Below are 26,716 nucleotides of genomic sequence, written 5' to 3' on the forward strand. Positions count from 1 at the left end.
GGGCAGTATAGCGAAGGAGACTTCCACCGTGACCCAGACCCCTGCCCTGCCCCGTTTTGCCAGCGTGACGATCGTCGGCGCCATGCTCTCGCTTGCCAGCATCGGCGCGGCGTGGGCCCAAAAAGTTCAGCTCAGCACCAGCGCGGGCGACATCGTGATTCAGTTGGACAAGGATAAAGCCCCCAAGACGGTCGATAACTTTGTGCAGTACGTCAAGGCGGGTCATTACAACGGCACCATCTTTCACCGCGTCATCGACAACTTCATGATCCAAGGCGGCGGTATGACGGCCGACATGAAGGAAAAGCCCACCCGCGCGCCGATTGCTCTTGAGAGCCGCAACGGCTTGACCAATGTGCGTGGCAGCGTCGCTATGGCTCGTACGGCCAACCCGAATTCAGCCACCGCGCAGTTCTTCTTGAACGTCCGCGACAACCCCTTCTTGGACCAGGCTAATGCCCGCGACGGCGAAGGCTACGCCGTGTTTGGTAAGGTCGTTGAGGGCATGGACGTGGTCGACAAGATCAAGACTGCGGCCACGACCACCAAAGGCCCGCACCAGAACGTGCCCGCTGAACCCATTCTCATCAAAAAGGCCTCGATCATCGAGCCGTGACATCATGACCAAAACCGTAGAACTGACCACCAACCAAGGCGTGATTCGTCTGGAATTGGACGAGCAAAAGGCGCCCCTGACGGTGGCTAACTTTTTGAGCTATGTGAACAAGGGCCATTACGACGGCACCATCTTTCACCGCGTGATCAAGAACTTCATGATCCAAGGTGGCGGCATGACGGCCGACATGAGCCAGAAGCCCACGGATGCCACGATCCAAAACGAAGCCAACAACGGCTTGAAGAACGACAAGTACACCATTGCCATGGCACGCACCAGCGCGCCTCACTCGGCGTCAGCGCAGTTCTTCATCAACACCAAGAAGAATGACTTTCTGAACTTCAGCTCTGAGTCGTCCAGCGGCTGGGGCTATGCGGTCTTTGGTGCGGTGGTGGCCGGCACTGAGGTGGTGGACGCCATTGAGAAGGTCCGCACGGGCAACAAGAACGGCCACGGCGACGTGCCCATGGAGCCTATCGTCATCGAGAAGGCCGTCGAGATTGTCTGAGACTGGAGGCACACTGCCTCAGGCCAGCGCCTGGGTGCAGGCTGAGGTTATCGACTTCATCTCAGATCTGCACTTGAGCCCCGACATGCCGCAGACGCAGGCGGCATTCCTGGCCTATCTCAGCAACACTCAAGCGCAAGCCTTGGTGTTGCTGGGTGATGTGTTTGAAGCCTGGATCGGTGACGATGCCCTGACCCAGCCCTTTGAAGCGGAGTGTGCGCAAGCGCTGCGCGGGTTCACTCAGCAACGTCCGCTGCTGCTCATGCGCGGCAACCGCGACTTCCTCTTGGGTGCGGCCTTTTTCGAAGCCATTGGCGCCCAAAATTTGCCCGACCCCTGCGTGCTGCGAAGCCCTCTGGGCCAAGCCCTGCTGACGCACGGCGACGCTTGGTGCGTGGCCGACACGGCCTACCAACAATTCCGCAGCCAGGTTCGACAGACGGCGTGGCAATCCGCGTTCCTGGCCAAACCGCTGCCAGAGCGTTTGGCTATCGCTCAGGGCTTGCGGGCCGCAAGCCAAGCTCACCAGCAAGACCCCAACCACAGCCACGCCGATGTCGACTTAAGCGTCGCGGCGCGGCATCTCTTGGCCACAAACTGTGATGTCTTGGTGCATGGCCACACCCACCAACCCAGCACCCAGCTCTGGGCCGCAGGCTTGCAACGCCACGTCCTGAGTGATTGGGACTTGGATGGGCAAGGTGCGCCGCGTTGTGAAGTGCTGCGCTGGAGCTTGGATGGCTGGCAAAGGCTGCCGCCGAGCGCCTGCTGATGGGGTGGTTGCAGCGTCTTCGCGCTTGGCGCCATGCCAAGGTGCAAGCCCGCCACACCCCGCCAGAGCCTCTGTGGGCCATGGTGATGGCCTACTACCCGTTTCTTGCATCCTTAAACGCGCCTGAACAGGCGAAGCTCAAGGCGCTGGTGACGCAGTTTTTGGCTGAAAAACAGTTCAGCGGAGCCCAAGGCTTGCAAGTGAGCGATGAGATGGCAGTGGCCATCGCCGCACAAGCTTGCCTGCCGCTGCTGAACCTCAGCCTCGATCTGTACGACGGCTTTGTGGGCATTGTGGTGCACCCCGATGAAGTCATGGCCGCCCGGGAATGGATGGACGACGACGGTGTCGTGCACGAGTGGGAAGAGCCGCTGTCGGGAGAGGCCATGGAAGGCGGGCCTGTCATGCTGTCTTGGCACGATGCTTTATGGCTCAGCGACACCCGCGATGCGGCCTACAACGTGGTGATCCATGAGTTCGTGCATGTCTTGGACATGCGCAAAGGCTGGGTGGATGGCTCGCCGCCGCTACCGTCTGCGCAAGCCAACACGGCATGGCAGGTTCGCCTGCAAGCGGCCTTTGAGGCCTTTAGAGATCGACTGGACCAAGGTCTGCCTTCGGTGGTGGACGACTACGGCGCCGAGTCCATCGATGAGTTTTTCGCGGTGGCCTGTGAAGCCTTTTTTGTTCAGGGCCATGCCCTCAAGCGCGAGCAAGCGGATCTTTATGACCTCCTGGCAGGCTACTTTCAACAGGACCCTGCACTGAGAAATTAACCGGAGCAAAAAAGGCAGAAGGCTCCCGAAGGAGCCTTCTTGATACAGGGGATCACTCCTGACTCACACGGCCGCAGCTTCGGCCTTGGGCTTGTCGCCGCTCTTGCCCGAGGGCTGAATGTCCAGGGTGGTGTTGCCTTCGGCATCCACATCCACACTCAAGCGACCGCCATCGACCAAGCGGCCAAAAAGCAGTTCATCGGCCAAGGCACGCCGAATGGTGTCTTGGATCAGGCGCTGCATCGGGCGTGCGCCCATCAAGGGGTCAAAACCACGCTTGCCCAGGTGCTTGCGCAAGGCATCAGAGAAAGTGACCTCCACCTTCTTCTCGGCGAGCTGCTGCTCTAACTGCAGCAAGAACTTGTCGACGACACGCAAGATCACCTCTTCATCCAGCGCACGGAAGTTGACGATGGTGTCCAGGCGGTTGCGGAATTCCGGTGTGAACAAGCGCTTGATGTCACCCATCTCATCACCCTGCTCGCGCCGGGTGGTGAAGCCGATGGTGGACTTCTGCATGGTCTCCGCGCCCGCATTGGTGGTCATGATGATGATCACATTGCGGAAGTCGGCCTTGCGCCCGTTGTTGTCGGTCAAAGTGCCGTGGTCCATGACCTGCAGCAGCACGTTGAAGACATCTGGGTGCGCCTTCTCGATCTCATCCAAAAGCAGCACGCAATGTGGCTTCTTGGTGATGGCCTCGGTCATCAGGCCCCCCTGGTCAAAGCCCACATAGCCTGGAGGCGCACCAATGAGGCGGCTGACCGCGTGGCGTTCCATGTACTCGGACATGTCGAAGCGAATCAACTCGATGCCCAAGATGTAGGCGAGCTGCTTGGCCACTTCGGTCTTACCAACCCCGGTGGGGCCGCTGAACAGGAAGGCGCCAATGGGCTTGTCTGCCTTGCCCAAACCCGACCGAGCCATCTTGATCGCTGCAGCCAAGGCATCGACCGCAGGGTCTTGACCGAACACCACGCTCTTTAAGTCCCGCTCCAAGCTCTTGAGTTTGCCGCGGTCATCCGCTGAGACACTGGCTGGCGGAATGCGGGCAATCTTGGCCACGATTTCCTCGACCTCAGCCTTGGTGATGGTCTTCTTTTGTTTGCTCTTGGGCAGGATGCGCTGTGCAGCACCGGCTTCGTCAATCACGTCAATGGCCTTATCAGGCAGATGACGATCATTGATGTACTTGGCCGACAACTCGGCCGCCGCCTGCAGCGCACCCAGGGCGTACTTGACGCTGTGGTGCTCTTCAAACCTCGACTTCAAGCCCTTGAGAATCTCAACCGTCTGCTCCACGGAGGGCTCGACCACATCCACCTTTTGGAAGCGGCGCGACAAGGCGGCGTCCTTCTCGAAGATGCCGCGATACTCCTGGAAGGTGGTCGCGCCCAAGCATTTCATCGCACCACTGGAGAGTGCTGGCTTCAGCAGGTTTGAGGCATCAAGGGTGCCGCCCGAAGCGGCGCCTGCGCCAATCAAGGTGTGAATCTCGTCAATGAAGAGAATCGACTTGGGGCTTTCCTTGAGCTGCTTGAGCACGCCCTTCAGGCGCTGCTCAAAGTCGCCCCGGTACTTGGTGCCAGCCAGCAAGGCGCCCATGTCGAGCGAGTACACGGTGGCGTCGGCCAGAACCTCCGGCACATCGCCCTCGGTAATGCGCCAGGCCAAACCCTCGGCGATGGCGGTCTTGCCCACACCGGCCTCCCCCACCAAAAGCGGGTTGTTCTTGCGGCGACGGCACAAAACTTGGATGACGCGCTCGACCTCATGCTCGCGGCCGATCAGCGGGTCGATCTTGCCGTCCTTGGCCAATTGGTTCAAGTTGGCGGTGAACTGCTCCAGCGGCGAGCCTTTACCCTCACCGCCATCATCTTTCTCGGCCTCTTGAGGATTACTACCCTCTGGGTTGCCCTTGGCGGGCTCAGGCGGATCGGACTTCTTGATGCCATGCGCGATGAAGTTCACCACGTCCAGACGCGTCACGCCCTGCTGGTGCAAGTAGTAGACAGCATGGGAATCCTTCTCCCCAAAGATAGCGACCAAGACATTGGCGCCCGTCACTTCCTTCTTGCCGCCACCGGTGCTTTGCACATGCATGATGGCGCGTTGGATGACGCGCTGAAAGCCCAGCGTCGGTTGGGTGTCCACTTCTTCTGCGCCGCCCACGGTGGGGGTGTTTTCGCGGATGAAGGCCACCAAACTCTTGCGCAACTCTTCAATATTCGCGGCGCAGGCCCTCAGCACCTCTGCGGCGGAGGGGTTGTCCAGCAGGGCAAGCAGCAAGTGCTCCACCGTGATGAACTCATGTCGCTGCTGGCGTGCCTCGACAAACGCCATGTGCAGGCTGACTTCAAGTTCTTGGGCAATCATGCGGCCTCCATAATGCATTGAAGCGGGTGTCCGGATCGTCGCGCAGCAGCGAGCACAAGCTCGACTTTCGTTGCCGCAACATCCTTGGTAAATACTCCACACACGCCTCGACCGTCGTGGTGAATCTTCAACATGATCTGGGTTGCAGCGTCGAGATCGAGCCTAAAGTATTCCTGCAACACCATCACCACGAACTCCATCGGGGTGAAATCATCATTCAGCATGACCACTTGGTACATGCGGGGTGGTTTTGTCTTAGCGGCCTTGCGCTCCGCCACGACCGAACCTTGCCCGTCATCCGGCCGGGGTGCGGCGGGCGGCGTCGGTGGTTGAGAGGGGGGATTTGACGGCATGAAATGAGTATAGCCATTCGGCTACAAGCAGATGGGCACCTGCACATCGTCCCCTTGCTGGGCTTGTGCCCTATTGCAGAAAAACACCAACGCCCACCCTCTTTTCACTGCATTACCAAGAAATGGAGTGGCATCGCCCTTTTGGACGATTGACAGGTGTTGCAGGACACCAAGACAATGCACTTCATAAGCCAAAAAGGCATCAGGAGGAAACTTTTATGGACGCTGTCGGTATCGTCAAATGGTTCAATGACGCCAAAGGATTTGGCTTCATCGAGCCCGATGGAGGGGGAAGCGATGTTTTCGCTCATTTCTCCGCCATCCAAATGGATGGATTTCGGACCCTTAAGCAAGGGTCGAGAGTCCTCTACGAGCTCGTAGATGGCCCCAAAGGCCGTTTGGCTCAGAACATCCGGCCAGAGCCGTCCGGAACAGTTGAGGAAGTTCAAGGCTCTGACCCAGCCATGGCGGCTTCGGCCTCTCCAGATTGAGCATCGCTGCCAAATGCAAAGGCCCGCAGGTGCGGGCCTTTTCGTAGCGCGCTCTCGCACGCAGGTTCACATGTTGTCGATCATCACCTGACCGAAGCCTGAACACGACACTTGGGTAGCGCCCTCCATCAGGCGCGCAAAGTCGTAGGTGACATGCTTTGAGGCGATGGCTCGCTCCATCGACGCGATGATGAGGTCGGCAGCCTCAACCCACCCCATATGGCGCAGCATCATTTCGGCAGACAGAATCTCTGAGCCCGGATTGACGTAGTCCTTACCAGCATACTTGGGCGCCGTGCCGTGAGTGGCCTCGAAACAGGCCACAGAGTCCGAAAGGTTGGCGCCCGGAGCAATGCCGATGCCACCCACCTGTGCAGCCAAGGCATCGGAGATGTAGTCGCCGTTCAGGTTCAAGGTGGCAATCACCGAGTATTCAGCAGGGCGCAGCAGAATTTGCTGCAAGAACGCATCCGCGATGGAGTCCTTGATGACGACATCTTTACCAGTTTTCGGATTCTTCACCCTGCACCACGGGCCGCCGTCGATCAATTCACCCCCGAACTCTTTCTGGGCCAGGCCATAGGCCCAGTCTCTGAAGCCACCTTCGGTGTACTTCATGATGTTGCCCTTGTGAACAATGGTCACGCTGGGCTTGTCGTTGTCTAGGGCGTACTGGATAGCCTTGCGCACGAGGCGCTCTGTGCCTTCTTGCGAGACAGGCTTGACACCTATGCCCGAAGACTCAGGGAAGCGAATCTTCTTCACTCCCATTTCGTCTCTCAAGAAAGCAATCAGTTGCTTCGCCTTATCGCTGCGCGCCTCATACTCAATGCCGGCATAGATGTCTTCCGAGTTCTCACGGAAGATCACCATATTGGTTTTCTCCGGCGTCTTCAGCGGAGAGGGAACCCCCTTGAAGTACTGAACAGGCCGAAGGCAAACGTAAAGGTCGAGTTCTTGGCGCAGTGCCACGTTAAGGGACCGAATGCCGCCACCGACCGGCGTCGTCAGCGGGCCTTTGATCGACACCACGTACTCCTTAAGCACCTCTAGAGTCTCGGCGGGCAACCAGACATCCGGGCCGTAGATGCGGGTCGACTTCTCCCCGGCATAAATCTCCATCCAATGAATCTGCCGCTGCCCTCCATAGGCCTTGCCCACGGCCGCATCCACCACCTTGATCATGACCGGCGTGATGTCCAACCCGGTGCCATCTCCCTCGATGTACGGAATGATGGGGTTGCTCGGAACATTGAGCGAGAAGTCCGCATTCACGGTGATCTTCTGTCCGTTTTCAGGCACCTTGATGTGCTGGTACATGGTCTGACTCCAAGTGTCGTTGATCAACGAAAGGGTGAAAATTTCTAGGGCGAACTCGCATTGAGGCGGGTGGCGAGCGACGCAACTCATGGGCCCTCTCGATCCTGCCGAGAGTGTGGGCTGTTTTGCAGACCGAACGTTGCTTGACCGCCAAATAGACAAGAGCCTATGAACGCTGTGCCAGCGCGCAAAGCTGAAGTCAACTCACACTCAACACTGCGGTCAGGGCTCCTGCTGTCCTGCTCTCAGGCTCCGATCGGTCACTCGTTCAAGAGACGCAATAGGCCCAAATCTTCAGCCAAAGACCATGGCCCAAGGCCCAAGCCGAAGAGCCCACCAACAGCGCCCCAGCAAATCGCGTCAGCCCGCGCTGCAGGCGTTGCCCAAACTCAGCCGACCCTACGGCCCCGGTCTGGCCGGCGGCCATTTTTCTCCAGAGATGCGGCCCAAGGCCCAAGGCTGGAGAGGAGCCAACGGCAAAGGCCGCCATGACTGCCGCGCCACCTACTGGTCCGTTCGCCAGTGCGGCGATCAACAGTGCGGACTGCAGCAACCCACAGGGCCATGCGAACCAAATCAGGCCCACGGCGCCTGAGCTGATCGGGCCTTGGACAGCCCGCCAGGGACCTTGAGCCGACGCACCGGGTGCCGCCCGCCCTGTTCGATCCAACCAAGTGGGTTGCTCGCCCCGCCACAAAAGCCAAAGCCCCAAGCCCAGGCCAGCCAGATGTGCCAGTGTCCATAGGGGACGCAATGCTGGACTCCACTGGCTGAGCTGAGCCAACAACGCCATACTGCCGGCGGCTAGCGCACCGGCTGCGGCATAACCCGCCATGCGCCCGAGATGAAAACTCCCCCAGGACGATGGACGCCCGGCCCCACAAGCCTGCACGGCTGCGGCACTGGCGGGGCCGCACATCACGATGCAGTGAAGTGAACCCGCCAAGCCCATGAAAAGGGCACTGAAGATAAGAGTTGCAGTCACCCCTAGATGATGCGCGAAAACTTCTCGCGAACCCGGTCCGCCTGCAAGTGCTTGTCAAAAATCATGGCAATGGCGCGCACAAAGAACCAGCCCTGAGCGGTGATCTGCACCGCACCAGGCTCCATCAACACCAATCCCATCTCAATAAACGGGGTCAGTTGCGCCAACTCAGACTTGAAGTACTCGGACACCTTGATCAGGTGCGCCAACTCCACCGATTCGTACTCCAGACGCCCTTGGCACATCAAGGCCATGATGACGGCCCGCCGCAGCAGATCATCGCGGGTCAAGGCCAGACCCCTCACGACGGGGAAGCGACCCTGCCGAACAGCGTCATAGTACTCAGGCAGTGTCTTCGCGTTTTGACTGTAGGTAGCGCCCATGCGACCGATGGAAGACACACCCAGCCCAATCAAATCGCAGTCCGCATGGGTGCTGTAGCCCTGAAAGTTGCGATGCAATCGCCCCTGGCGCTTAGCAGCAGCCAGGCTGTCCTCAGGCAATGCGAAGTGATCCATACCGATGTAGACATAGCCTTGCGCCAAGAAGCCCGAGATGGCGCCTTGCAACATGGCGACACGATGTTCGGGTGGCGGCAATTGCCCGGCGTCAATTCGCCGTTGTGGCTTGAAACGGGTTGGCAAGTGCGCATAGGCATAAAGCGCGATGCGGTCTGGCCTCAATTCCCCAATCTGCGCGATGGTTTGCGCAAAACCTTCCGGGGTCTGCAGCGGCAAGCCATAGATGAGGTCGACATTGATGGACTCAAAACCCAGCGCCCGGGCTTCGATCATCAAGCTTTGGATGCTCTCAAACGACTGCACGCGGTGCACGGCTTTCTGAACGTGGGGGTCCAGATCCTGAACGCCAAAGCTGATCCGATTAAATCCCATCGCCTTCAGTGCCGCTAAGCGTTCGGCATTGGCTGTGCGAGGGTCCACTTCTATCGACACCTCCGCCCCCGGCGCTAGCTTGAATGCAGCCCCAAGCGAAGTCATCACGCGACGCAGCTCGTCGTCGCTCAAGAAAGTTGGCGACCCGCCACCGAAGTGCAATTGCGACACAGGCGGATGCTCATCCAGCGCTTGGCTGTGGAGGGCGATTTCGGCTTCCAACGCTTCGATGTATTCGGCACCGCGCTCGTGGTGCTTGGTGATCACCTTGTTGCACGCACAGTAGTAGCACACCGACTCGCAAAACGGGATGTGCACATAGACGGACAAGGGCTTGCGCCCCCCCACCGTAGCCCCCTGCGCACGCTGCTGCAAAGCCTGCAGGTAGTCGGCCTCACCAAAGGCCTCTACGAAGCGGTCTGCAGTGGGATAGGAGGTGTAGCGCGGGCCTGGCACGTCAAAGCGGCTCAGCAGATTGACGGGCAGTTGTGTGTCGGCATCGGCGCCGCGATCCTTAACGATGGCATCCATTTCGCCATCCTGCCAAAACACCACGCCGAGGGCTTGATCTGCCTCAAGGCTCAATCGCAAGCCGACCTAAAGAATTCGGGCTTGGCCAAGAGCCCAAACTCCCCTCAGCAATCAAGGCTGCATTCTGACGAATGACGCATGAGCGCCATAATCCCCAGCATGACCGAAGCATCAACCCCCCTGAAGCCAGACGCCTTCAAAGTCGCCTGCTCTAGCTGCAATCTGCGGGAACTGTGCCTTCCCGTTGGCCTTGATCGGCCCGACTTGGAGCGCCTGGACACATTGGTGTCCACGCGACGGAGCGTGGCGAGAGGCGACACGCTGTTTCGCGCCGGTGACGCTTTTGAGTCTCTGTACGCGGTTCGAACGGGCTTTTTCAAGACCTGCGTGTCCTCAGAGGACGGGCGGGATCAGGTTACCGGCTTTCAGATGGCCGGTGAACTGCTGGGCTTGGATGGCATCAGCGCAGATCGTCATTCTTGCGATGCCGTTGCCCTGGAGGACTCCCAGGTTTGCGTCATTCAATACAGCCAACTCGAAACGCTTTCACGTGAGTTCACTGACTTGCAGCACCAGTTTCACAAAATCATGAGCCGCGAAATTGTGCGAGATCATGGTGTGATGCTGTTGTTGGGCAGCATGCGCGCCGAAGAGCGATTGGCCGCTTTTTTGCTCAATCTCACTCAACGCCTTCAAGCCCGAGGATTTTCGGCCTCGTCATTGATTCTGCGTATGACACGCGAAGAGATCGGCAGCTATTTGGGTTTGAAGCTTGAAACCGTCAGCAGAACCTTCTCGAAGTTCCAGGACGAAGGTCTGTTAGAGGTCAAACAGCGGCAGATTCGAATCCTGAATCAAGACGGGCTGCACCAGCTGATCAACGGCGCTGGTGCCGGTTGCTGAAAGCCATGGTTGGTGCAGCGCCCCCACTGGGCGCTGCTGCCCGACTACCAGAATCGCCGCAGTCTTGCTGAGATACTCTTGGCCAGCCTCAGTTTGGCCAGCGCGGTGCGCTGCGGCCAACGGGCGCATGTTCGTCGTCCGCAGGCGTCGTGACCAGCATCTGAGTCAGCGCGCCCGCCGTTGAAATGACGGCCCAGAAAACAAAAAAGGCGACGGTGTATACGGCGCTGGCTGACCATTCCAACGGGGCACCCCCAAACCACTGAAGGCTGCTCGGATCAACCAGCGAGAACACCAGCATCTCCAGCACGCCTGCCATCAGGAATGATGGCCAAAGAATGCACAGAGCCCGAACGGTGAAACGGGTGGGGGTGCTCATGACACTAGGCTTTCGGTAGAGAGGTCAGGCACGAGGCTGTTGACTTCAGGGTTTGGGCGCAGCGGCGTGATTTCGGGCCTGCACCGCAGGCGCCAGGGCTCCCGATTGAGAAGGCGATTTAGCGCTGGCCGCCATTTCAGCCTGCGTCAACACCGGGTCCGCGCCACGGATGGCCACCACGGCCGTGGCGATACTGGCAATCACCACGACCAAGGGCCCGCCAACCACCAACCAGACCATGGGATAACGCCACCAAGGTTGTGCGCTTTCGCTCTCTGCGCCCTGGGGCGCAACCGGGGTAATCTCTGAGGACATTGATGAACTCCTGAATAGCCTCGCCTCAGCGGGGCACGATGAACGTAGACTTTTCTTGAATCTTGACCGACGCTTCTGAGGCATCCGTCGCTTGACGCTCAACCTCGAAATGAATCACATGAGCGCCTGGGCCGACTTGTTGTCCGGCCTCAAAGGGGACCTGCGCCCCCACAGTGACCCAGCGGGCCTCGGCGGCCTGCACTTCAACCACCGCATTGGATGGTACGGTAATGCCCTCAATGCCGGTCACCTTGATCCGATAGGTTTGGGCTCTTTCTGCGGCATTCATGATCTGCAGGCGATAGACGTTCTCAACCCTGCCATCTTCCACAATGCGCGCCAATGTTGAACGATCGCGAACCACATCGACACGGAAAGGCGCGCGAGTGAACAAGCTCACTGCAAACAAGGTGCAGATGATCAGCAGAATCGCCGTGTAGACCAACACGCGAGGCCGCAAGATACGCTGAATCATCTGCTTGCGGTCAAACTTATTCGTCAGACCATTTTGGGTAGCGTAGCGCACCAAACCGGGGGCATATCCCATTTTCTCCATGATGCCGTCGCACACGTCGATACAGGCCGCGCAACCGATGCACTCGTATTGCAAGCCCTTGCGAATGTCGATCCCGGTGGGACACACTTGCACGCAGAGGCCGCAATCGATGCACGACCCCAAGCCCAGGGACGCTGGGTCCGCCTTCTTGGAACGAGCCCCCCGTGGCTCGCCTCGAGTCTCGTCATAGCTGATGATCAAGGTGTCCTTGTCGAACATGACGCTTTGGAAGCGCGCATAAGGACACATGTATTTGCACACCTGCTCGCGCATGTAGCCTGCGTTACCGTAAGTGGCAAACGAATAGAACAGGATCCAGAACCATTCCCAAGGTCCAAAACCCAAGGACATGGCTTGCGCAGCCAACTCCTTGATGGGCGTGAAATAGCCCACAAAGGTAAAGCCCGTCCAGAGTGCAAACAGCACCCACACCGTTTGAGTGGCCGACTTGCGCCAGAAACGCTCCAACGTCCAAGCACCTGCGTCGCGCCGCATGCGCTCTGCGCGATCGCCTTCAATGCGGTGTTCAAACCACATGAAGATCTCGGTGTACACCGTCTGAGGGCAGGCGTAGCCGCACCACAGGCGGCCAGCCACTGCGGTGAACAGAAACAGCCCGTAGGCTGAAATCATCAGCAGCGCAGAGAGGTAGATCAGATCCTGCGGATAGAGGACCAGACCAAAGATGTAGAAGCGCCGGGAGACAAGGTCAAACAGAACTGCTTGCCGGTCGTTCCAGGTCAACCATGGCAAACCGTAGTAAACGATTTGGGTGATCCACACCAAGGCCCAGCGCCAAGTGGAGAACCATCCACTGACGGCCCGGGTGTAGATCTTTTTCTGCTTCTGATAGAGCGACACAACCGCCCCCACACTGTCATCGTCTGAGGCTTGCACCGCACCGGTGCTGTGTGTGGCGGGGGTTGACGGATCACTCATGCCAAGCAATCTAGCTTACTGCGCAGTAGTCGGCGTGCGCTGGGACAAATTCAAGACGTAGGCGGTCAAGACCTTCATCTGCTCAGGCGTGAAACGCGCGCCTTGGGGCGGCATGACATTGGTCTTGCCTTCGTTGATGATCTTGATGATCGCCGCTTCGCCCCAGCCATGCAGCCACACCTTATCGGTCAGATTTGGCGCCCCCAGAGCAGGGTTACCTGCACCTGTGGCACCGTGGCAAGCTGCGCAAGAACCAAATTTGGCCTTGCCCAATTGCGCAGCCACAGAGTTATGGGGGCTGTTTGAGAGGCTCAGCACATAGTTGGCCACGTTCTTGACATCGTCGGCAGAACCCACGGCGGCAGCCATCGGGGGCATCACACCTGTACGGCCTTCCGCAATAGTCTTGTGGACGTACTCAGCGCTCGAGCCACCCAGCCAGTCCGCATCAGCCAAATTGGGGAAGGACTTGCTGCCACGCGCATCAGCGCCGTGGCACTGCGCACAGTTGTTGACGAACAAGCGTTCTCCAATGGCCATGGCCTTGGCGTCCTTGCCCAGTTGCTCCGGGGTCTTGTTCGCAAACTCGGCATACACAGACTCCATGGCTTTGCGAGCCTTGGTGTGCTCAGCTTCCAGCTGGCCCACCGAACTCCACTTGAGCGTGCCTGAGTTGGATCCCAGGCCGGGATAGAACACCAAGTAGACGCCCGCGAAGACCACTGTGATGACGAACAAACCCATCCACCAACGTGGCAACGGGTTGTTCATCTCCTTCAGGTCTTCGTCCCAGACGTGCCCGGTGGTGTTGTCATTGGCCATCACGGTGCGCTTGCTTGCGACGACCAACATCAGCAAGCAGAACAGCAAGCCGCCGATCACAATGCCAGCCACATACAGTGACCAGCCACTACTCAAAAAATCACTCATGATTTACTCCTGTGCAAGGGTCGACAGCGCTGGCTGCCAAGCCTTGGTGCGTCATTGACTATTGGTTTTGTCGCCAGGGAATTCATCGTCGGCCGCAAACGGCACGTTGGCAGCTTCATCGAAGGCAGCTTTACGATGACCGCGATAGACCCAAATCATCAGGACGATGAAGAGCGCGAATGACACCACGGTCACCAAGCTGCGGGCGGTATTGACATCAAATTCCATGGCAGCTCCTGATTACTTGCGTGTGGTGCCAAGCACCTGCAGGTATGCAATGACGGCATCCATTTCTGTCTTGCCTTTGACTTCATCACCAGCTTTAGCGATTTCCTCATCGGAGTAAGGAACACCAATGGTCCGCAAAGCCTTGAGCTTAGGTGCCATATCTGCTGGATTCAGGGCGTTAGTCACCAGCCAGGGGTAAGCCGGCATGTTGGACTCGGGCACCACGTCACGGGGGTTGATCAGGTGAACACGGTGCCACTCGTCGCTGTAGCGGCCACCCACGCGATGCAGGTCTGGGCCTGTGCGCTTGGAACCCCACTGGAAGGGATGGTCGTAAACAAACTCACCCGCCACCGAATGAGGGCCGTAACGCAGCGTCTCGGCGCGGAAAGGGCGAACCATCTGCGAGTGGCAGCCATAGCAGCCTTCGCGAATGTAGATGTCTCGACCCGCCAACTGCAGCGGCGTGTAGGGCTTCAGCCCCTCAACCGCTTGCGTGGTAGAGCGCTGGAAGAACAGCGGGACGATCTCAACCAGACCGCCAATGGCGACCGTGATCAAGATCAGGACGATCATCAAGAAGTTATTGGTTTCAATCTTCTGGTGACCGGTATCGTTGTGTTGAGCCATGGAGCTACTCCTTCTTCTTGACTCAGGCGTGCGCCAGGACAGCAGGCACTGCGACAGGCGCAGCCTTACCGTTGCGAATGGTCTGGATGACGTTCCACAGCATGATGAACATGCCCGTCAAATAGAGCACACCACCCAGCACACGGATCACGTAGAACGGATAGGTCGCCTTAACGCTTTCAACGAAGCTGTAGACCAAGGTGCCGTCCGGATTGACCGCACGCCACATCAGACCTTGCATCACACCGGCAATCCACATCGCAGCGATGTAGAGCACGATGCCGATGGTGGCCAGCCAGAAGTGCAGCTCAATGGCGCGCGTGCTGAACATGGCCTTGCGACCAAACATGCGCGGGATCAGGTGGTACAGGGCGCCGATAGAAACCATGCCGACCCAGCCCAAAGCACCTGAGTGCACGTGACCCACGGTCCAGTCGGTGTAGTGCGACAAGGCATTCACTGTCTTGATGGACATCATCGGGCCTTCGAAGGTCGACATGCCATAGAAAGACAGGGAGACGATCAGGAACTTCAGGATCGGGTCGTCACGCAGCTTGTGCCAAGCGCCCGACAGGGTCATGATGCCGTTGATCATGCCGCCCCAGCTCGGTGCCAACAGCACCAGCGAGAAGATCATGCCCACCGATTGCGTCCAGTCGGGCAAGGCGGTGTAGTGCAGGTGGTGAGGACCCGCCCACATGTAGGTGAAGATCAGAGCCCAGAAGTGCACGATCGACAGGCGATACGAGTAGACCGGACGCTCAGCTTGCTTGGGGATGTAGTAGTACATGATGCCCAGGAAGCCGGCCGTCAGGAAGAAGCCCACCGCATTGTGGCCGTACCACCACTGCACCATCGCATCTTGAACACCGGCGTAGGCCGAGTAGCTCTTGGTCAGCGAAACGGGAATGGCGGCGCTGTTGACGATGTGCAGCAGGGCGACGGTCAGGATGAAGGCGCCGAAGAACCAGTTGGCCACATAAATGTGCCGGATCTTGCGCGTGCCCACCGTGCCAAAGAACACCACAGCGTAGGACACCCACACGACGGCGATCAGCAAGTCAATGGGCCACTCCAGCTCCGCGTACTCTTTGCCAGAAGTCATGCCCAAAGGCAGGGTGATGACCGCCAACAGGATGACCAAGTTCCACCCCAGGAAGGTGAACATGGCCAAGCCAGGCGCAAACAAACGCGTCTGGCAAGTGCGCTGAACCACGTGGTAGCTGGTGGCAAACAACACACAGCCCCCAAACGCAAAAATCACCGCATTGGTATGCAGTGGGCGCAGGCGACCATAGGTCAGGTAGGGAATACCAAAGTTAAGCTCTGGCCAAGCCAGCTGCGCTGCAATGATGACACCTACCAACATCCCGACGATGCCGTAGATCACCGCAGCGACTGAAAACAGCCGAACCACGGTGTCGTAATAAACCGGCTGTTGGACCGGTGTTGAACTGCTTGCCATTAAAGGCCTCCTTCTCCTAGAGATTTCCTAACGCTAACCAGATTGTTTTGGAATTGACTGACATCACGCTTGATCGGCGTCAACCGCAGGTGGCTCCTGTTGCAGGATTCGCTCACCTTCTCGCTCCAAATCATCAAACTGACCCTTGTTCAGCGCCCAGCCGAAGACGCCGATGATGGCCAGGATCAGCACGGCAGATAAAGGGATGAGTAAAAACAGGATTTCCATCACTGGACCTTGCTGATGGGGGTGTAGGAGAGGCGCAGGGCGTTGCCTATCACCGCCAACGAGCTCAGGGCCATGCCCAATCCCGCTGCCCACGGCGGCAAATAGCCCATCAGCGCTAGAGGGATACAAACCAAGTTGTAGGTGGCGGCCCAGATCAAGTTTTGCCGGACGATGCGAATGGTTTTCAGCGAGAGACTGTGGGCCAGCACCACGTCCGACAGGCGGTTTGAAACCACCACCGCATCAGCGTGGACTCTCGAGACCAAGGCGCCCTGCCCCATCGCCAAAGAGACATCTGCCAGCGCCAAGACGGGCGCATCATTGACGCCGTCACCCAACATGCCAACGCGCTGCCCCTTGGCCTGCGCAGCAGCAACTGCGGCAACCTTGTCCTCAGGTCGCGCTGACGCCACCACATCAGTGATGCCCAACTGGGTGGCAAGCCGATGGGCACGCTCTGGGCGATCTCCACTCAGCAAGGTCAGCGCAATGCCCGCCTGCTGCAAGGCAGCCACGGCAGCAGCCGCGTCGGGCCGCATCTGTTCGTCAAAGGTGATGCAGGCCAGAGCTTGCCAAGCGCCCTGCTCTTCGCGACCCAACCAAACCTCTAAGCCATCGTGTGGCTGAGCCCAAGCCGGCCGCCCTGCCGCTGGCGCCACCCACGCAAAAGCGCCCAAGCGCCAAATCTGGCCACGACCATCGGCTGCCTGAAGGCCTTGGCCTGCAGTTTCTGCCACTTCATGCCAAAGCACCGCCGCAGCTTGTACAGACCACGCAGCATCCTCAGCCAGCGCCTTGGACAGTGGGTGAGAGGACCATTTGGCCAAGGCACTGGCCATAGGCCCCAGATGCTCGATGTCAAAACCTGGTGCCACAAACACGGGACCTCGGCTCGACTTTTCTTCCGTCAGGGTGCCAGTCTTATCGAGAAACAATCGGTCGACCCGCGACAAAGCTTCTAGCGAATCCAACCGCTGCACCATCACGCCGCGCCGCGCCAACTGCCCGGCCGCCGCCACGATGGCCGCCGGGGCAGCCAGCGACAATGCGCAAGGACAGGTCACGATCAAAACCGCCACCGCCACCCAAACGGCACGCGACGGGTCAATGACAGACCACGCTGCCGCCGCCCCTGCAGCCAGGACCAGCACAACCCACAAAAATGGCCCTGCCCAGGCATCTGCCCAGCGCGCCATCGCGGGGCGCTGGGTCAGCGCGTCACGCATCATGGCCACAATGGCTTCAAAGCGAGTCTCCGCTCCCACACGCTCGACGCGCATGATCACCGGGCTTGCAAGGTTCACACTGCCGCCAACCAAGTCATCACCTACCAGCTTGGGCCGAGGCCTGGATTCGCCGGTCAACACAGACTCATCGGCCTCTGTCGCCCCCACCTCCAGCCGGCCATCTGCGGGGAATGCTGCGCCCATTGCGACCCGGACGCGGTCGCCCGGCCGCAGGCGGTGCAGGCTCACCTGCTCCTCCGATCCGTCCTCCAGCAAGCGGCACGCCGATTCGGGCATGGCGGCCAACGCTGCCTCTAGGGACTCCGCCGCGCGATGGCGCGCCATCAGCTCCACATAGCGTCCACCCAGCAAAAAGCTGACGAACATGGTCAGAGAGTCAAAGTAAACCTCGTGGCCAAACATGCCTCCAGGCGAGAAGGTGGCGCCGCTGCTGGCGACAAAGGTCACCAGAATTCCAAGACTCACGGGCACGTCCATGCCAATTCTGCGATTCTTCAGACCGTGCCAAGCACCACGCAAGAAGGGGCCTGCAGAGAACAGCATGACAGGTAAAGACACCAACCAACTGCCCCAGTTCAGCAGTTGGCGCATGTCGTCTGCAAGTTCGGGGCCCTGCGCCACGTAGCTGGGCGTCGCGAACATCATGACTTGCATGGCGCAAAAGCTGGCCACGAACAAGCGCCAAAGCGCTTTGCGGCGCTCGCTGCGCCGCAACTCACGTGCGGAGGCTGCGGTATCAGGCACCGCGTCGTAGCCAGCCCCGCGGACTGCCAAGATCAGCGCAGACGGTGCTGTCCTCGATGGATCCCAGCGAACCTGCGCCGAATGGGCCGAGGCACTGACCCGGGCTTCCAGCACGCCGTCCACCTGTTGCAACGCCGCTTCGATCTGGCCCGCGCAGGCTGCGCAGACCATGCCAGACAATGCGAATGCAGAATCAGCCACGCGCGATCCATCGGCGCGCTCGACCCAACGGGTAAAGCGCTGCTGCTCGACGGGGTCGTCAAGCACCTCGAGGGCGTGGGGTTGGGAGGCGGCTACAGTGGCGGTCATGCGAATGAGTCGGCCGTCAGGCACGGCGAAACGTTCGGCAATCTATCCGCATCTTCGGGTTTACGACATGACATTGATCAAGAAACAACTGTCTCGCACCATTTTGGTGCTCACAATCCTCTTCTCAGCCATGCCATTTGCCCATGCTGACGGGCAAGGCCAGCGTTTAGAGGCCAAAGTGAACCTCAGCGCAGGCATGCACAACATCGTGGCGGAGGTGGCCAAGTCACCTCGGGAGCGAGAAATCGGCCTGATGTTCCGCAAGCAGATGGCACCTCACGAGGGGATGATTTTTGTATTTGACGAGCCCGCAACCCAGTGCTTCTGGATGCGCAACACCTATTTGGCACTGTCGACCGCCTTTGTGGCAGACGATGGCACGGTGGTGAACATTGAAGACATGCAGCCACAAACCGAGACTTCACATTGCTCCAAGAAGCCCGTCCGCTTTGTGCTTGAAATGAACCAAGGCTGGTTTGCCAAGCGCGGCATCAAGGCCGGCTTTAAGCTCAAAGGCCCGCTGTTCCGCTGAAAGGCAGGTGAGGCCGTCAGGCCGCCAGCTCGATCACAAAGCGCATGCCGTTCACCTCAGGGCGGCTCACGGCCTGCAGTTGACCGCCGAGCCTTAAGACGATTTCACGGGCGATGGCCAAGCCCAGCCCCGTGCCATTGTCATTGCGCAAATCTGCACGCTCACCGCGCCAGAAAGGCTCAAACAGCCGGGGCAGCTGCTCTGCCGTCACGCCCGGGCCGTCATCCTCCACGGTGATGGTGCCTCCCCCACCGGCTCTGGCGGCAATACGCACAGCGATGTGCTCGCCACCATAGCGAAGGGCGTTGTCCAGTAAGTTGACCACGACCTCGCCCAGCCAAAGCGCGTGCGCCCGGGCAAACACGGGCTGATCGGGCGCTTCCAGCACAATGCTGCGCCCCTCTCTCAAGCTCCGCAGCACCATCGGCTCGGCAGACTCCCGAACCAAAGGCACCAGATCAAGGGTTTCTTGCTCTGCGTCGACCGACAGCGCCGTCTCAGAGCGCGCCAGGCTCAAGAGTTGCCCGATCAGTCGCGACAAATGATCCGTCGAATGCCCCAACTGCACCAGCAAAGCCTGCCACTCCGGCGCGTCTTGCCCTCCAGATGGCAATACTGTCGCTAGCTCTTGACTGAGCGCTTGTGACAACACGCGAATGCCGGCCACCGGCGTGCGCAATTGGTGGGCCGCGTCCGCCACAAATCGCCTCTGCAGCAAGCTGGACTGCTCCATGTCTACCAACAGTGTGTTGATGCGCTCGATCAGCGGCACGGCCTCTTTAGGAACCTGCATCAATGACAAGGGTCGCCAGTCTTGGGCGTCCCGACGCGCCACTTCTTGCGCCACATCCTTCAGCGCCTGCAGGCCCCGCCGAATGCCCCAGTTGATCAGGAGCAGACTCACCAAGCCCAGGCCCAGGGCCGGCAGTACGATGGAGAGTTGGATGTCCCGCATCAACTCGGTGCGGCGCCGGGTCGTTTCCACCACCACCACCGCCACGGCGCGGTCCAGCATCGGCGAGGTCACAGAAAACACCACGCCCCGCACAGGCTCTCCGTCAAAACTGGCATCGAACAGCAGGGGTTGCGCAAAGCTTGCCCGCCGAACGTCGGTGGGCGGAATGGGCACCGTGGCGTCCCCAGCCAAAGCGTTGCCGTCGGCGTCAACCATCACAAAGCCATTGCGGTCATCGCCATCCCAGGTCAGCACTTCCATGGTCTGCCGGCTCAAATCGAGCAAGGGCCCCCTATCAGACCAAGTCACCTTGGCAGCCAAGGCGGAAGCTTCGTCCTGCAAGCCCCGATCAAATGCTGAATTCGCGCTGGTGCGTGCCAACCAGTAGGCCCCCAGAACCGATGCCGTCAAACCCAGCACCCATACCCACAAGAGTGGCCACAGCAACTGGCTGCGGACGCTGGCGCCATGTGGTCGCGCGCTCACGTTGCCTCGTGCTGCCCGACATCACCCGGTGCCGCATCAGCCGTCTCCATGACATAGCCAAAACCGCGCACCGTACGAATCACCACGCCTAAATCGCCAAAGCGTTTACGGAGACGGTGGACATAGACCTCGACAGAGTTCTCGCTGAAGTCGGCCTCCCAACTCGACAGCTTGGAGACGATGGACTCCTTGGAGACCACCCGTCCGCCTTTTTGCATCAGCATTTCGGTCAGGGCCAGTTCACGAGGGCTCAAGGCCACACGCTCACCGTGATGCAAAAGCTCTCGGTGCGCGACATCCAGGCGCAACTCACCCAAGACCAAGCATTCCTCTATGCGCCCTTCACTGCGACGCTTCAGGGCTCGAATGCGCGCCAGCAACTCCGGCAGGTCAAAGGGCTTGACCAGATAGTCGTCTGCGCCGGCATCCAGGCCTTGAACGCGATCCCGTAGTTCATCCCGTGCCGTCAGCAACAGCACGGGCATCCGCGCGCCCTTGGACCGCCAATGACGCAGCACTTCCATGCCATCCCGACGCGGCAGGCCGAGATCGAGGATGCACAGATCGTAGTGGCCCAAAAGCCCAGCCGACATGGCTTGCTCGCCATCGCTCAGGCCGTCAACCTGCCAGCCTTCTTGGCTCAGGCCTCGCGTCACCCCCATGCTTAGCGCAGGATCATCTTCAACCAGCAGGATGCGCATACCTCAGCCTTGTGCAATGAACGTCAGAACTTCAATACCGAGGTTACCAAAGGAAAAAGGCCACCTGAGGTCAGGTTGACCCCAAGTGGCCTCACTTCAAGACCAATTCAGTGGCTGCCAACTCAGGCGAAGTTGGCCTCAGCAAACGACCAGTTCACCAAGCTTGTAAAGAAGGTCTCCACAAAGCGTGGACGCAGGTTGCGGTGGTCAATGTAATAAGCGTGTTCCCAGACGTCGATGGTCAACAAAGCCTTGTCGCCCGTGGTCAGAGGGGTGCCTGCGGCGCCCATGTTCACGATGTCCACAGAGCCGTCGGCCTTCTTGACCAACCAGGTCCAGGCCGAGCCAAAGTTGCCGACAGCGCTCTTGGTGAAGGCTTCCTTGAACGCAGCGTACGAACCCCACTTGGCATTGATGGCAGCCGCCAAAGCACCGGTCGGCTCACCGCCGCCACCGGCCTTCAAGCAGTTCCAGAAGAAGGTGTGGTTCCAGATCTGCGCGGCATTGTTATAGACACCACCCGAAGATTTGCGAACGATGTCCTCCAGTGATGCGTTCTCGAACTCGGTCCCTGGGATCAGGTTGTTCAAGTTGGTCACATAAGCGTTGTGATGCTTGCCATGGTGGTATTCCAGGGTCTCGCGGCTCATGTGGGGCGCCAGATCATCCAGGCCAAAGGGCAACGGGGGCAAGGTGTGCGTCATTCAGTGTCCTCTCGTGGGTCAAGGCGCAGGCAAACAGGCCTGCAGCGGTGGTTTCTAGGCACATTGTAGGCATGCCTTGGCCGCCCCGCTGCTCTCAGGGGCAAGCCTGCAAGTTAGCCGTCTCGCACGGCCAAGCGGCTGGCTCAGCCCTTGTCGCTGCTGACCGCATCCACGGTCATCCTTGCACGTCCATCAGCCCAGACGGCTGTCAAGACATCTCCGGCCTTCAGGCCTGCCACCGAGGTCCGCGCTTGGCCTTCCTTGCCCTCCACCCAAGCGTAGCCACGGGCCAGCACCCGCTGTGGGTTCAGCGCATCAAGGCGTGACCGCAACATCTGAAGGCCGTTGGCCTCGCGCTCCATCGCCCGGGTTCCCGCGAAGGCCACGCTGTCACGCCGCTGCTGCAAGTTCAAGGCGGCCTGCCGCAGCTGGTGCATCACGCCTTGCGACAGGCGCGCCTGCAGCGCCGCCACGCCTGCCCGCTGAAGCCTTAGGCGCTGACCCGGCTGCTGCAAGCGCAACGCTCGGAGGTCAATGTCTTGGGCACAGCGATCCAGCCGACGATGGACCGCCGCCTGCAGGCGAGTCGCCCCCTGCTGCAGCACTTGCCATTGCGCCTCCCGCGACGGAGCCACCAGCTCCGCCGCACCAGTGGGTGTCGGCGCGCGCAAATCTGCGGCCAGGTCAGCCAAGGTCAGGTCGGTCTCATGCCCCACGCCACACAGCACAGGCAAGGTGGACGCGGCCACGGCCCGGACTAAACGCTCGTCATTGAACGCCCACAAGTCTTCCAGCGAGCCTCCACCACGACAGAGCAGCAGCACTTCGACTTCATTGCGCTGGTTCGCTTGCTGCAAAGCTTGGCACAGTGCTGCCGGCGCCTCCACACCTTGTACCAAGCTGGGGTAGAGAACGACCTGCACATGCGGCGCTCGCCGCGCCAGGGTGGTTAACACGTCATGCAAAGCCGCGCCGCTGGCCGAGGTGATCAAGCCCACCCTCAGTGGGAAGCGCGGTAGCGGCCGCTTTCGGCCGGTGTCAAACAAGCCCTGGCTCTCTAGGCGAGCCTTGAGCCGCAGGAACTCTTCGTAGAGCGAGCCGGTGCCCAAGCGCCGCATGTGCTCGGCCACCATCTGCAACTCGCCACGGGCCTCATACACGGACAAGCGACCGCGGATTTCAACTTGTTGACCGTCCTGCGGTGCGAAATCCAGCATCGACGCACTGCGTCGAAACATGGCGCAACGCAAGCCAGCCCCTGCGCCAGAGCTGTCTTTAAGCGTGAAGTAGCAATGCCCGCTGGCAGCTCGGGTGAAACCACTGAGCTCGCCACGGACCGTGACGCTCCCAAAGCGTGCCGCCAGGGCATCAGAGACCGCCAGTAACAGCGCTGAAACGCTCCATGCCATGGGGCCCTGCGCGTGGCGTCCGCCCTGCCCTAGATCGTCACCACCGTCCACCAACATGCTCAAAGTCCTTGGAAACCCAGTTATTCCATCTGCACAAAAAACAGGCAATCTAGCGCAAGGCCTGTATTTGCGAGGGCTTGGTGGTTTGTTCCAGCCCTTGCCCACAAAGTTTTCCACAAGCACTGTGGATCTATCGTGCATCAAAGCGAAACGACCCACCCAGACCCCGATCTACAGAGTTGTTCAGTCCATAATCGTGGGTCGTTTTCGTCGGGCTGCGCCCAGGGGACCCCTTGCTGTCGATCATACAAGCCGCTGGCTGGCCAATCTGGCCGCTTATTTTTTGTTCGGTTGCCGCCTTGGCATTGATTCTTGAGCGCGTCGTCTCGCTGCGTCGTGTCCGGGTCGCGCCCAAGGGCTTGGTCGAAGAGGTCATTGGCGTGACCCGGCAAGGTCTACCGAGTGCCGACATGCTGGACAAACTGGCTCGCAACTCGATTCAGGGTAGGGTTCTGGCTTCTGGCCTCAAAGTGGCGGCGCTGGACTCTCGCACGCCGGAACCGGTTCTGCGCCAAGCCTTTGAACATGCCGGCAGTGCAGCCGCACACGAGCTCAACAAGTACCTGAATGCACTGGCCACGATTGCTTCTGCCGCGCCCTTGCTCGGCTTGCTCGGCACGGTGATCGGGATGATCGAAATCTTTGGTGCCCAGGCTCCGGGCAGCGGTGGCAACCCAGCTCAACTGGCCCACGGTATCTCCATCGCGCTCTATAACACCGCCTTTGGCTTGATCGTGGCTATCCCTGCGCTGATGTGCCATCGCTACTTTAGAGGCCAGGTCAATGGCTACTTGCACGACATGGAGCAAAGCGCCGAGAAACTGCTGCATCACCTCGTGCGCTCACCCTTGCGCCACCTCTGACCTGGGCCAAGTCCGCCATGAAGTTTCGACAGTCCTCTGAAGATGAACCCGAGATCAATTTGATCCCGTTCATCGACGTGCTGCTGGTCATCTTGATCTTCTTGATGCTCTCGACCACCTATTCACGTTTCACAGAGCTGCAAGTCACCCTGCCAGTGGCCAATGCCGATGCCACGCGCGAACGCCCGGCGGAGATCATCGTCTCCGTTGCGGCTGACGGCCGAGCTGCCATCGACAAACAAGCCGTTGAAGGGCGGAGTGTGGAGATCTTGGCGCTGGCCTTGCGACAAGCCGCCAGCGAGCGCAAAGACCCGGTGGTGATCATCAGTGCTGACGCCAATGCCGCCCATCAATCGGTGGTCAATGTCTTGGATGCCGCCCGGCGCGTCGGTTTAGGACGCATCACCTTTGCCGCGCAAGTGGGCCAAGGCAGCTCAGCGCCCTGAGGCCCTATGGCGCCGCCACGCATGGAGCCCGACAGCGTGGCGAGGCGCCTGGAGCGCAGTTGGTGGCAAGCACAGTCTGGGCTGTGGCAGTGGTGCTTGAGCCCACTGTCCCTCCTCTACGGTGGGCTGATGTCGCTCAGAAGCTTGGGCTATCGCTGCGGCCTGTGGCGCCAAGTTCGACTTCCCATTCCGGTGGTAGTGGTGGGTAACTACATTGTGGGCGGGGCGGGCAAAACGCCCACCACCATTGCGCTGGTACGCGCCCTTCAAGCCTTGGGCTGGAAGCCCGGTGTGGTCTCCAGAGGCTATGGCCGCGACGGCGATCATGTGGCGCAGATTGACCCTAGCAGTTCAGCTGAGGCCGTGGGCGACGAACCCTTATTGATATTCCGCCAAACGCGGGTGCCTGTGGCGGTGGGCCGTCGCCGAGCGGGCGCCGCAGCGGCGCTCAAGGCCAAGCACCCCGATATCAATGTCATCGTGGCCGACGACGGTCTTCAGCATCTGAGTTTGGCCCGAGATGGGCAGATCGTGGTGTTTGACCAGCGTGGCGCAGGCAATGGCTGGACCTTGCCCGCGGGGCCTCTGCGGGAACGCCTGCCCTCGCGTCTTGCGCCCCATACCTGGGTGGTTTACAACGCCCAAGCACCCAGCACCCCACTGCCCGGTGTCTTGGCCCGGCGCGGCCTCGCTGGAGCGCTTGGCCTGGAGGCTTGGCGTGCTGGTCATGCCTTCTCTCTTGAGACGCTCGACACGTTGAAACAGCACTCGCTAACCTCCCCCGCCCTAGCAGCTGCAGGCTTGGCTGAGCCTGAGCGCTTCTTCAGCATGCTGGCCGAAGCCGGGTTCCAACTGGAGCGCATGCCCTTGCCCGATCATGCGCCATTGCGCACCCGCCCATGGCCTGCCGACGCTGCCATGGTGTTGGTGACGGAGAAAGACGCGGTCAAGCTGAAACCTGACCCCGCACTGGACGCCAATATCTGGGTGGTCGGGCTAGACTTCGCCTTGCCCCCGACCTTGACGCAAGCCTTGAACGAGCGCCTGCGCACCCTTTACCCTGACATCGCACCATGACTTTGGACACTCGCCTGCTTGGCATTTTGGTCTGCCCTCTCTGCAAAGGCCCGCTGACCCTGCAGCGTGATGAGGCTGGCCGCCCGCACGAGTTGATTTGCCCGGCTGATCGACTGGGCTTCCCGGTGCGCAACGGCATCCCGGTGATGCTGGAAGGCGAAGCGCGCCAGCTCCCGCCCGAGGAAGAGCTGTGAGCTTCACCATCCTGATCCCGGCGCGCCTGGCCTCCAGCCGCTTGCCGGATAAGCCCTTGGCCGACATTGGCGGGCTACCCATGGTGGTGCGTGTGGCGCAGAGGGTGGCAGAAGTCGGTGCTGATCAAGTGATGGTCGCCACAGACCATGCCCGCATTGCTGAGGCCTGCCAACAGCATGGCGTTCCAGCCTTGATGACCCGTGCAGACCATCTCAGCGGCAGCGATCGCCTCGCCGAGGCTTGCCAAGCTTTGAACCTGGGCGACCAAGACATCGTGGTGAATGTGCAAGGCGATGAACCCTTGATCGACCCCGCCCTGGTGCGCGCCTGTGCCGACCTGCTGCTGCAGCGCCCTGATTGTGCGGTGGCGACAGCCGCCCACCCGATAGGCTCGGCGGAAGAGTTAAACAACCCAAATGTCGTGAAGGTCGTGCTGGACGCCCATCACCGCGCCTTGTACTTCAGCCGTGCTGCCATCCCGTGGTGGCGCGATGGCAGCCAGGCGGGCACAGCCCAGCTGCCCCCCCACCAAGCAGCACTCCGCCATATCGGGCTTTATGCCTACCGTGTGGGAACGCTCAAGCGTTTCCCGACTTGGCCTGCTGCGCCGCTAGAGGTGACGGAGAGCCTGGAGCAATTGCGCTTCATGTGGCAAGGTGAGCGCATTGCGGTGCACGTGACAGACACCGCGCCGGCCGCAGGTGTCGACACCCCCGAAGACCTGGCCCGCGTTCGCGCCGCGTTTGCGGCCGCATGATGGCACCTGGGCGTCAGCTTGGCGCAGGCCTGCCCAT

Annotated in this window: 30 protein-coding genes; 12 read left to right on the forward strand and 18 right to left on the reverse strand. The window is 60.1% G+C overall.

Annotation, left to right across the window (positions count from 1 at the left end):
- The first annotated feature begins 82 nt into the window (after positions 1 to 82).
- Genes ACIQ3Q_RS06405 through ACIQ3Q_RS06420 form a run of 4 tightly spaced genes read left to right on the forward strand, consistent with a single transcriptional unit; the run spans position 83 to position 2,672 of the window.
- A complete protein-coding gene (locus ACIQ3Q_RS06405) occupies positions 83 to 616 on the forward strand; it encodes a peptidylprolyl isomerase (protein WP_396268227.1) in 534 nt (177 codons plus the stop codon).
- 4 nt (positions 617 to 620) lie between these two features.
- Positions 621 to 1,124, forward strand: a complete 504-nt coding sequence (locus ACIQ3Q_RS06410; RefSeq protein WP_396268187.1) for a peptidylprolyl isomerase — start codon at positions 621 to 623, stop codon at positions 1,122 to 1,124.
- A complete protein-coding gene (locus ACIQ3Q_RS06415) occupies positions 1,117 to 1,896 on the forward strand; it encodes a UDP-2,3-diacylglucosamine diphosphatase (RefSeq protein ID WP_396268188.1) in 780 nt (259 codons plus the stop codon). The genes ACIQ3Q_RS06410 and ACIQ3Q_RS06415 overlap by 8 nt, the downstream gene beginning before the upstream one ends.
- A complete protein-coding gene (locus ACIQ3Q_RS06420) occupies positions 1,896 to 2,672 on the forward strand; it encodes a zinc-dependent peptidase (RefSeq protein ID WP_396268189.1) in 777 nt (258 codons plus the stop codon). The genes ACIQ3Q_RS06415 and ACIQ3Q_RS06420 overlap by 1 nt, the downstream gene beginning before the upstream one ends.
- Positions 2,673 to 2,735: 63 nt before the next feature.
- Here ACIQ3Q_RS06420 and clpA read toward each other — a convergent pair whose 3' ends face one another.
- Together clpA and clpS are read right to left on the reverse strand one after the other, a co-directional pair.
- On the reverse strand, positions 2,736 to 5,048 hold the full coding sequence (gene clpA, locus ACIQ3Q_RS06425; RefSeq protein ID WP_396268190.1) for an ATP-dependent Clp protease ATP-binding subunit ClpA: 2,313 nt from the start codon (positions 5,046 to 5,048) through the stop codon (positions 2,736 to 2,738).
- Complete coding sequence (gene clpS, locus ACIQ3Q_RS06430; protein ID WP_396268191.1) at positions 5,045 to 5,401, reverse strand: ATP-dependent Clp protease adapter ClpS; 357 nt, start codon at positions 5,399 to 5,401, stop codon at positions 5,045 to 5,047. Before clpS ends, clpA begins: the two co-directional genes overlap by 4 nt.
- A gap of 218 nt (positions 5,402 to 5,619) precedes the next feature.
- Here clpS and ACIQ3Q_RS06435 point away from each other — a divergent pair, with 218 nt between their 5' ends.
- Positions 5,620 to 5,892: a cold-shock protein gene (locus tag ACIQ3Q_RS06435; protein ID WP_396268192.1), complete on the forward strand. Its 273-nt coding sequence runs from the start codon at positions 5,620 to 5,622 to the stop codon at positions 5,890 to 5,892.
- A gap of 66 nt (positions 5,893 to 5,958) precedes the next feature.
- Here the strand turns inward: ACIQ3Q_RS06435 and icd are convergent, their stop codons facing one another.
- From icd to hemN, 3 genes are all read right to left on the reverse strand, one after another.
- The gene (gene icd, locus ACIQ3Q_RS06440; RefSeq protein WP_396268193.1) at positions 5,959 to 7,212 is read right to left on the reverse strand and encodes an NADP-dependent isocitrate dehydrogenase; all 1,254 of its coding nucleotides are present in this window, start codon (positions 7,210 to 7,212) and stop codon (positions 5,959 to 5,961) included.
- A gap of 268 nt (positions 7,213 to 7,480) precedes the next feature.
- Positions 7,481 to 8,164: a sulfite exporter TauE/SafE family protein gene (locus tag ACIQ3Q_RS06445; protein WP_396268228.1), complete on the reverse strand. Its 684-nt coding sequence runs from the start codon at positions 8,162 to 8,164 to the stop codon at positions 7,481 to 7,483.
- Between the two features lie 35 nt (positions 8,165 to 8,199).
- On the reverse strand, positions 8,200 to 9,621 hold the full coding sequence (hemN, locus tag ACIQ3Q_RS06450) for an oxygen-independent coproporphyrinogen III oxidase (RefSeq protein ID WP_396268194.1): 1,422 nt from the start codon (positions 9,619 to 9,621) through the stop codon (positions 8,200 to 8,202).
- 159 nt (positions 9,622 to 9,780) lie between these two features.
- Between hemN and fnr the strand changes: the two genes are divergently transcribed.
- Positions 9,781 to 10,524, forward strand: a complete 744-nt coding sequence (gene fnr, locus ACIQ3Q_RS06455) for a fumarate/nitrate reduction transcriptional regulator Fnr (protein WP_396268195.1) — start codon at positions 9,781 to 9,783, stop codon at positions 10,522 to 10,524.
- A gap of 88 nt (positions 10,525 to 10,612) precedes the next feature.
- Here fnr and ACIQ3Q_RS06460 read toward each other — a convergent pair whose 3' ends face one another.
- The 9 genes from ACIQ3Q_RS06460 to ACIQ3Q_RS06500 all read right to left on the reverse strand — a co-directional run bounded on the left by ACIQ3Q_RS06460 (position 10,613) and on the right by ACIQ3Q_RS06500 (position 18,494).
- Positions 10,613 to 10,903 (reverse strand): hypothetical protein, encoded by a 291-nt coding sequence (locus tag ACIQ3Q_RS06460; RefSeq protein ID WP_396268196.1) that lies wholly within the window; start codon positions 10,901 to 10,903, stop codon positions 10,613 to 10,615.
- 45 nt (positions 10,904 to 10,948) lie between these two features.
- Positions 10,949 to 11,218, reverse strand: coding sequence for a nitrogen fixation protein FixH (locus ACIQ3Q_RS06465; RefSeq protein WP_396268197.1), 270 nt, complete (start codon positions 11,216 to 11,218; stop codon positions 10,949 to 10,951).
- Positions 11,219 to 11,243: 25 nt separating this feature from the next.
- On the reverse strand, positions 11,244 to 12,713 hold the full coding sequence (gene ccoG / locus ACIQ3Q_RS06470; RefSeq protein WP_396268198.1) for a cytochrome c oxidase accessory protein CcoG: 1,470 nt from the start codon (positions 12,711 to 12,713) through the stop codon (positions 11,244 to 11,246).
- Between the two features lie 15 nt (positions 12,714 to 12,728).
- Positions 12,729 to 13,643 (reverse strand): cytochrome-c oxidase, cbb3-type subunit III, encoded by a 915-nt coding sequence (ccoP, locus tag ACIQ3Q_RS06475; protein ID WP_396268199.1) that lies wholly within the window; start codon positions 13,641 to 13,643, stop codon positions 12,729 to 12,731.
- Between the two features lie 51 nt (positions 13,644 to 13,694).
- Positions 13,695 to 13,871 carry a cbb3-type cytochrome oxidase subunit 3 gene (locus ACIQ3Q_RS06480; protein ID WP_396268200.1) on the reverse strand — a complete coding sequence of 59 codons (177 nt, stop codon included), beginning with the start codon at positions 13,869 to 13,871 and terminating at the stop codon, positions 13,695 to 13,697.
- 12 nt (positions 13,872 to 13,883) lie between these two features.
- Positions 13,884 to 14,501, reverse strand: a complete 618-nt coding sequence (ccoO, locus tag ACIQ3Q_RS06485) for a cytochrome-c oxidase, cbb3-type subunit II (RefSeq protein ID WP_396268201.1) — start codon at positions 14,499 to 14,501, stop codon at positions 13,884 to 13,886.
- Between the two features lie 22 nt (positions 14,502 to 14,523).
- Complete coding sequence (gene ccoN / locus ACIQ3Q_RS06490; protein WP_396268202.1) at positions 14,524 to 15,966, reverse strand: cytochrome-c oxidase, cbb3-type subunit I; 1,443 nt, start codon at positions 15,964 to 15,966, stop codon at positions 14,524 to 14,526.
- 63 nt (positions 15,967 to 16,029) lie between these two features.
- The gene (ccoS, locus tag ACIQ3Q_RS06495; protein ID WP_396268203.1) at positions 16,030 to 16,194 is read right to left on the reverse strand and encodes a cbb3-type cytochrome oxidase assembly protein CcoS; all 165 of its coding nucleotides are present in this window, start codon (positions 16,192 to 16,194) and stop codon (positions 16,030 to 16,032) included.
- Positions 16,194 to 18,494 carry a heavy metal translocating P-type ATPase gene (locus tag ACIQ3Q_RS06500; protein WP_396268204.1) on the reverse strand — a complete coding sequence of 767 codons (2,301 nt, stop codon included), beginning with the start codon at positions 18,492 to 18,494 and terminating at the stop codon, positions 16,194 to 16,196. The genes ccoS and ACIQ3Q_RS06500 overlap by 1 nt, the downstream gene beginning before the upstream one ends.
- 130 nt (positions 18,495 to 18,624) lie before the next feature.
- Here ACIQ3Q_RS06500 and ACIQ3Q_RS06505 point away from each other — a divergent pair, with 130 nt between their 5' ends.
- Positions 18,625 to 19,026, forward strand: coding sequence for a DUF192 domain-containing protein (locus ACIQ3Q_RS06505; protein WP_396268229.1), 402 nt, complete (start codon positions 18,625 to 18,627; stop codon positions 19,024 to 19,026).
- A gap of 16 nt (positions 19,027 to 19,042) precedes the next feature.
- Here ACIQ3Q_RS06505 and ACIQ3Q_RS06510 read toward each other — a convergent pair whose 3' ends face one another.
- The 4 genes from ACIQ3Q_RS06510 to xseA form a co-directional block, all read right to left on the reverse strand.
- Positions 19,043 to 20,467, reverse strand: coding sequence for a sensor histidine kinase (locus ACIQ3Q_RS06510; RefSeq protein WP_396268205.1), 1,425 nt, complete (start codon positions 20,465 to 20,467; stop codon positions 19,043 to 19,045).
- A complete protein-coding gene (locus tag ACIQ3Q_RS06515) occupies positions 20,464 to 21,168 on the reverse strand; it encodes a response regulator (RefSeq protein WP_396268206.1) in 705 nt (234 codons plus the stop codon). Before ACIQ3Q_RS06515 ends, ACIQ3Q_RS06510 begins: the two co-directional genes overlap by 4 nt.
- Positions 21,169 to 21,290: 122 nt before the next feature.
- Positions 21,291 to 21,872, reverse strand: a complete 582-nt coding sequence (locus ACIQ3Q_RS06520) for a superoxide dismutase (RefSeq protein WP_396268207.1) — start codon at positions 21,870 to 21,872, stop codon at positions 21,291 to 21,293.
- Between the two features lie 143 nt (positions 21,873 to 22,015).
- Entirely contained in the window at positions 22,016 to 23,281 is a 1,266-nt protein-coding gene (gene xseA, locus ACIQ3Q_RS06525; protein ID WP_396268208.1) for an exodeoxyribonuclease VII large subunit, read from the reverse strand.
- 293 nt (positions 23,282 to 23,574) lie between these two features.
- On the opposite strand from xseA, the gene ACIQ3Q_RS06530 reads away from it, so the two are divergent.
- The 5 genes from ACIQ3Q_RS06530 to kdsB are packed head-to-tail and all read left to right on the forward strand — an operon-like array spanning position 23,575 to position 26,679.
- Positions 23,575 to 24,204, forward strand: a complete 630-nt coding sequence (locus ACIQ3Q_RS06530) for a MotA/TolQ/ExbB proton channel family protein (RefSeq protein ID WP_396268209.1) — start codon at positions 23,575 to 23,577, stop codon at positions 24,202 to 24,204.
- A 17-nt stretch (positions 24,205 to 24,221) separates the two neighbouring features.
- Positions 24,222 to 24,650, forward strand: coding sequence for an ExbD/TolR family protein (locus ACIQ3Q_RS06535; protein ID WP_396268210.1), 429 nt, complete (start codon positions 24,222 to 24,224; stop codon positions 24,648 to 24,650).
- 6 nt (positions 24,651 to 24,656) lie between these two features.
- Positions 24,657 to 25,727, forward strand: coding sequence for a tetraacyldisaccharide 4'-kinase (lpxK, locus tag ACIQ3Q_RS06540; protein ID WP_396268211.1), 1,071 nt, complete (start codon positions 24,657 to 24,659; stop codon positions 25,725 to 25,727).
- A gap of 2 nt (positions 25,728 to 25,729) precedes the next feature.
- On the forward strand, positions 25,730 to 25,921 hold the full coding sequence (locus ACIQ3Q_RS06545; RefSeq protein WP_396268230.1) for a Trm112 family protein: 192 nt from the start codon (positions 25,730 to 25,732) through the stop codon (positions 25,919 to 25,921).
- Positions 25,918 to 26,679 (forward strand): 3-deoxy-manno-octulosonate cytidylyltransferase, encoded by a 762-nt coding sequence (kdsB, locus tag ACIQ3Q_RS06550; protein WP_396268212.1) that lies wholly within the window; start codon positions 25,918 to 25,920, stop codon positions 26,677 to 26,679. Before ACIQ3Q_RS06545 ends, kdsB begins: the two co-directional genes overlap by 4 nt.
- The last annotated feature ends 37 nt before the right edge of the window (positions 26,680 to 26,716 follow it).

This window comes from Ideonella sp., from assembly GCF_044358605.1.
GTDB lineage: Bacteria > Pseudomonadota > Gammaproteobacteria > Burkholderiales > Burkholderiaceae_C > Ideonella.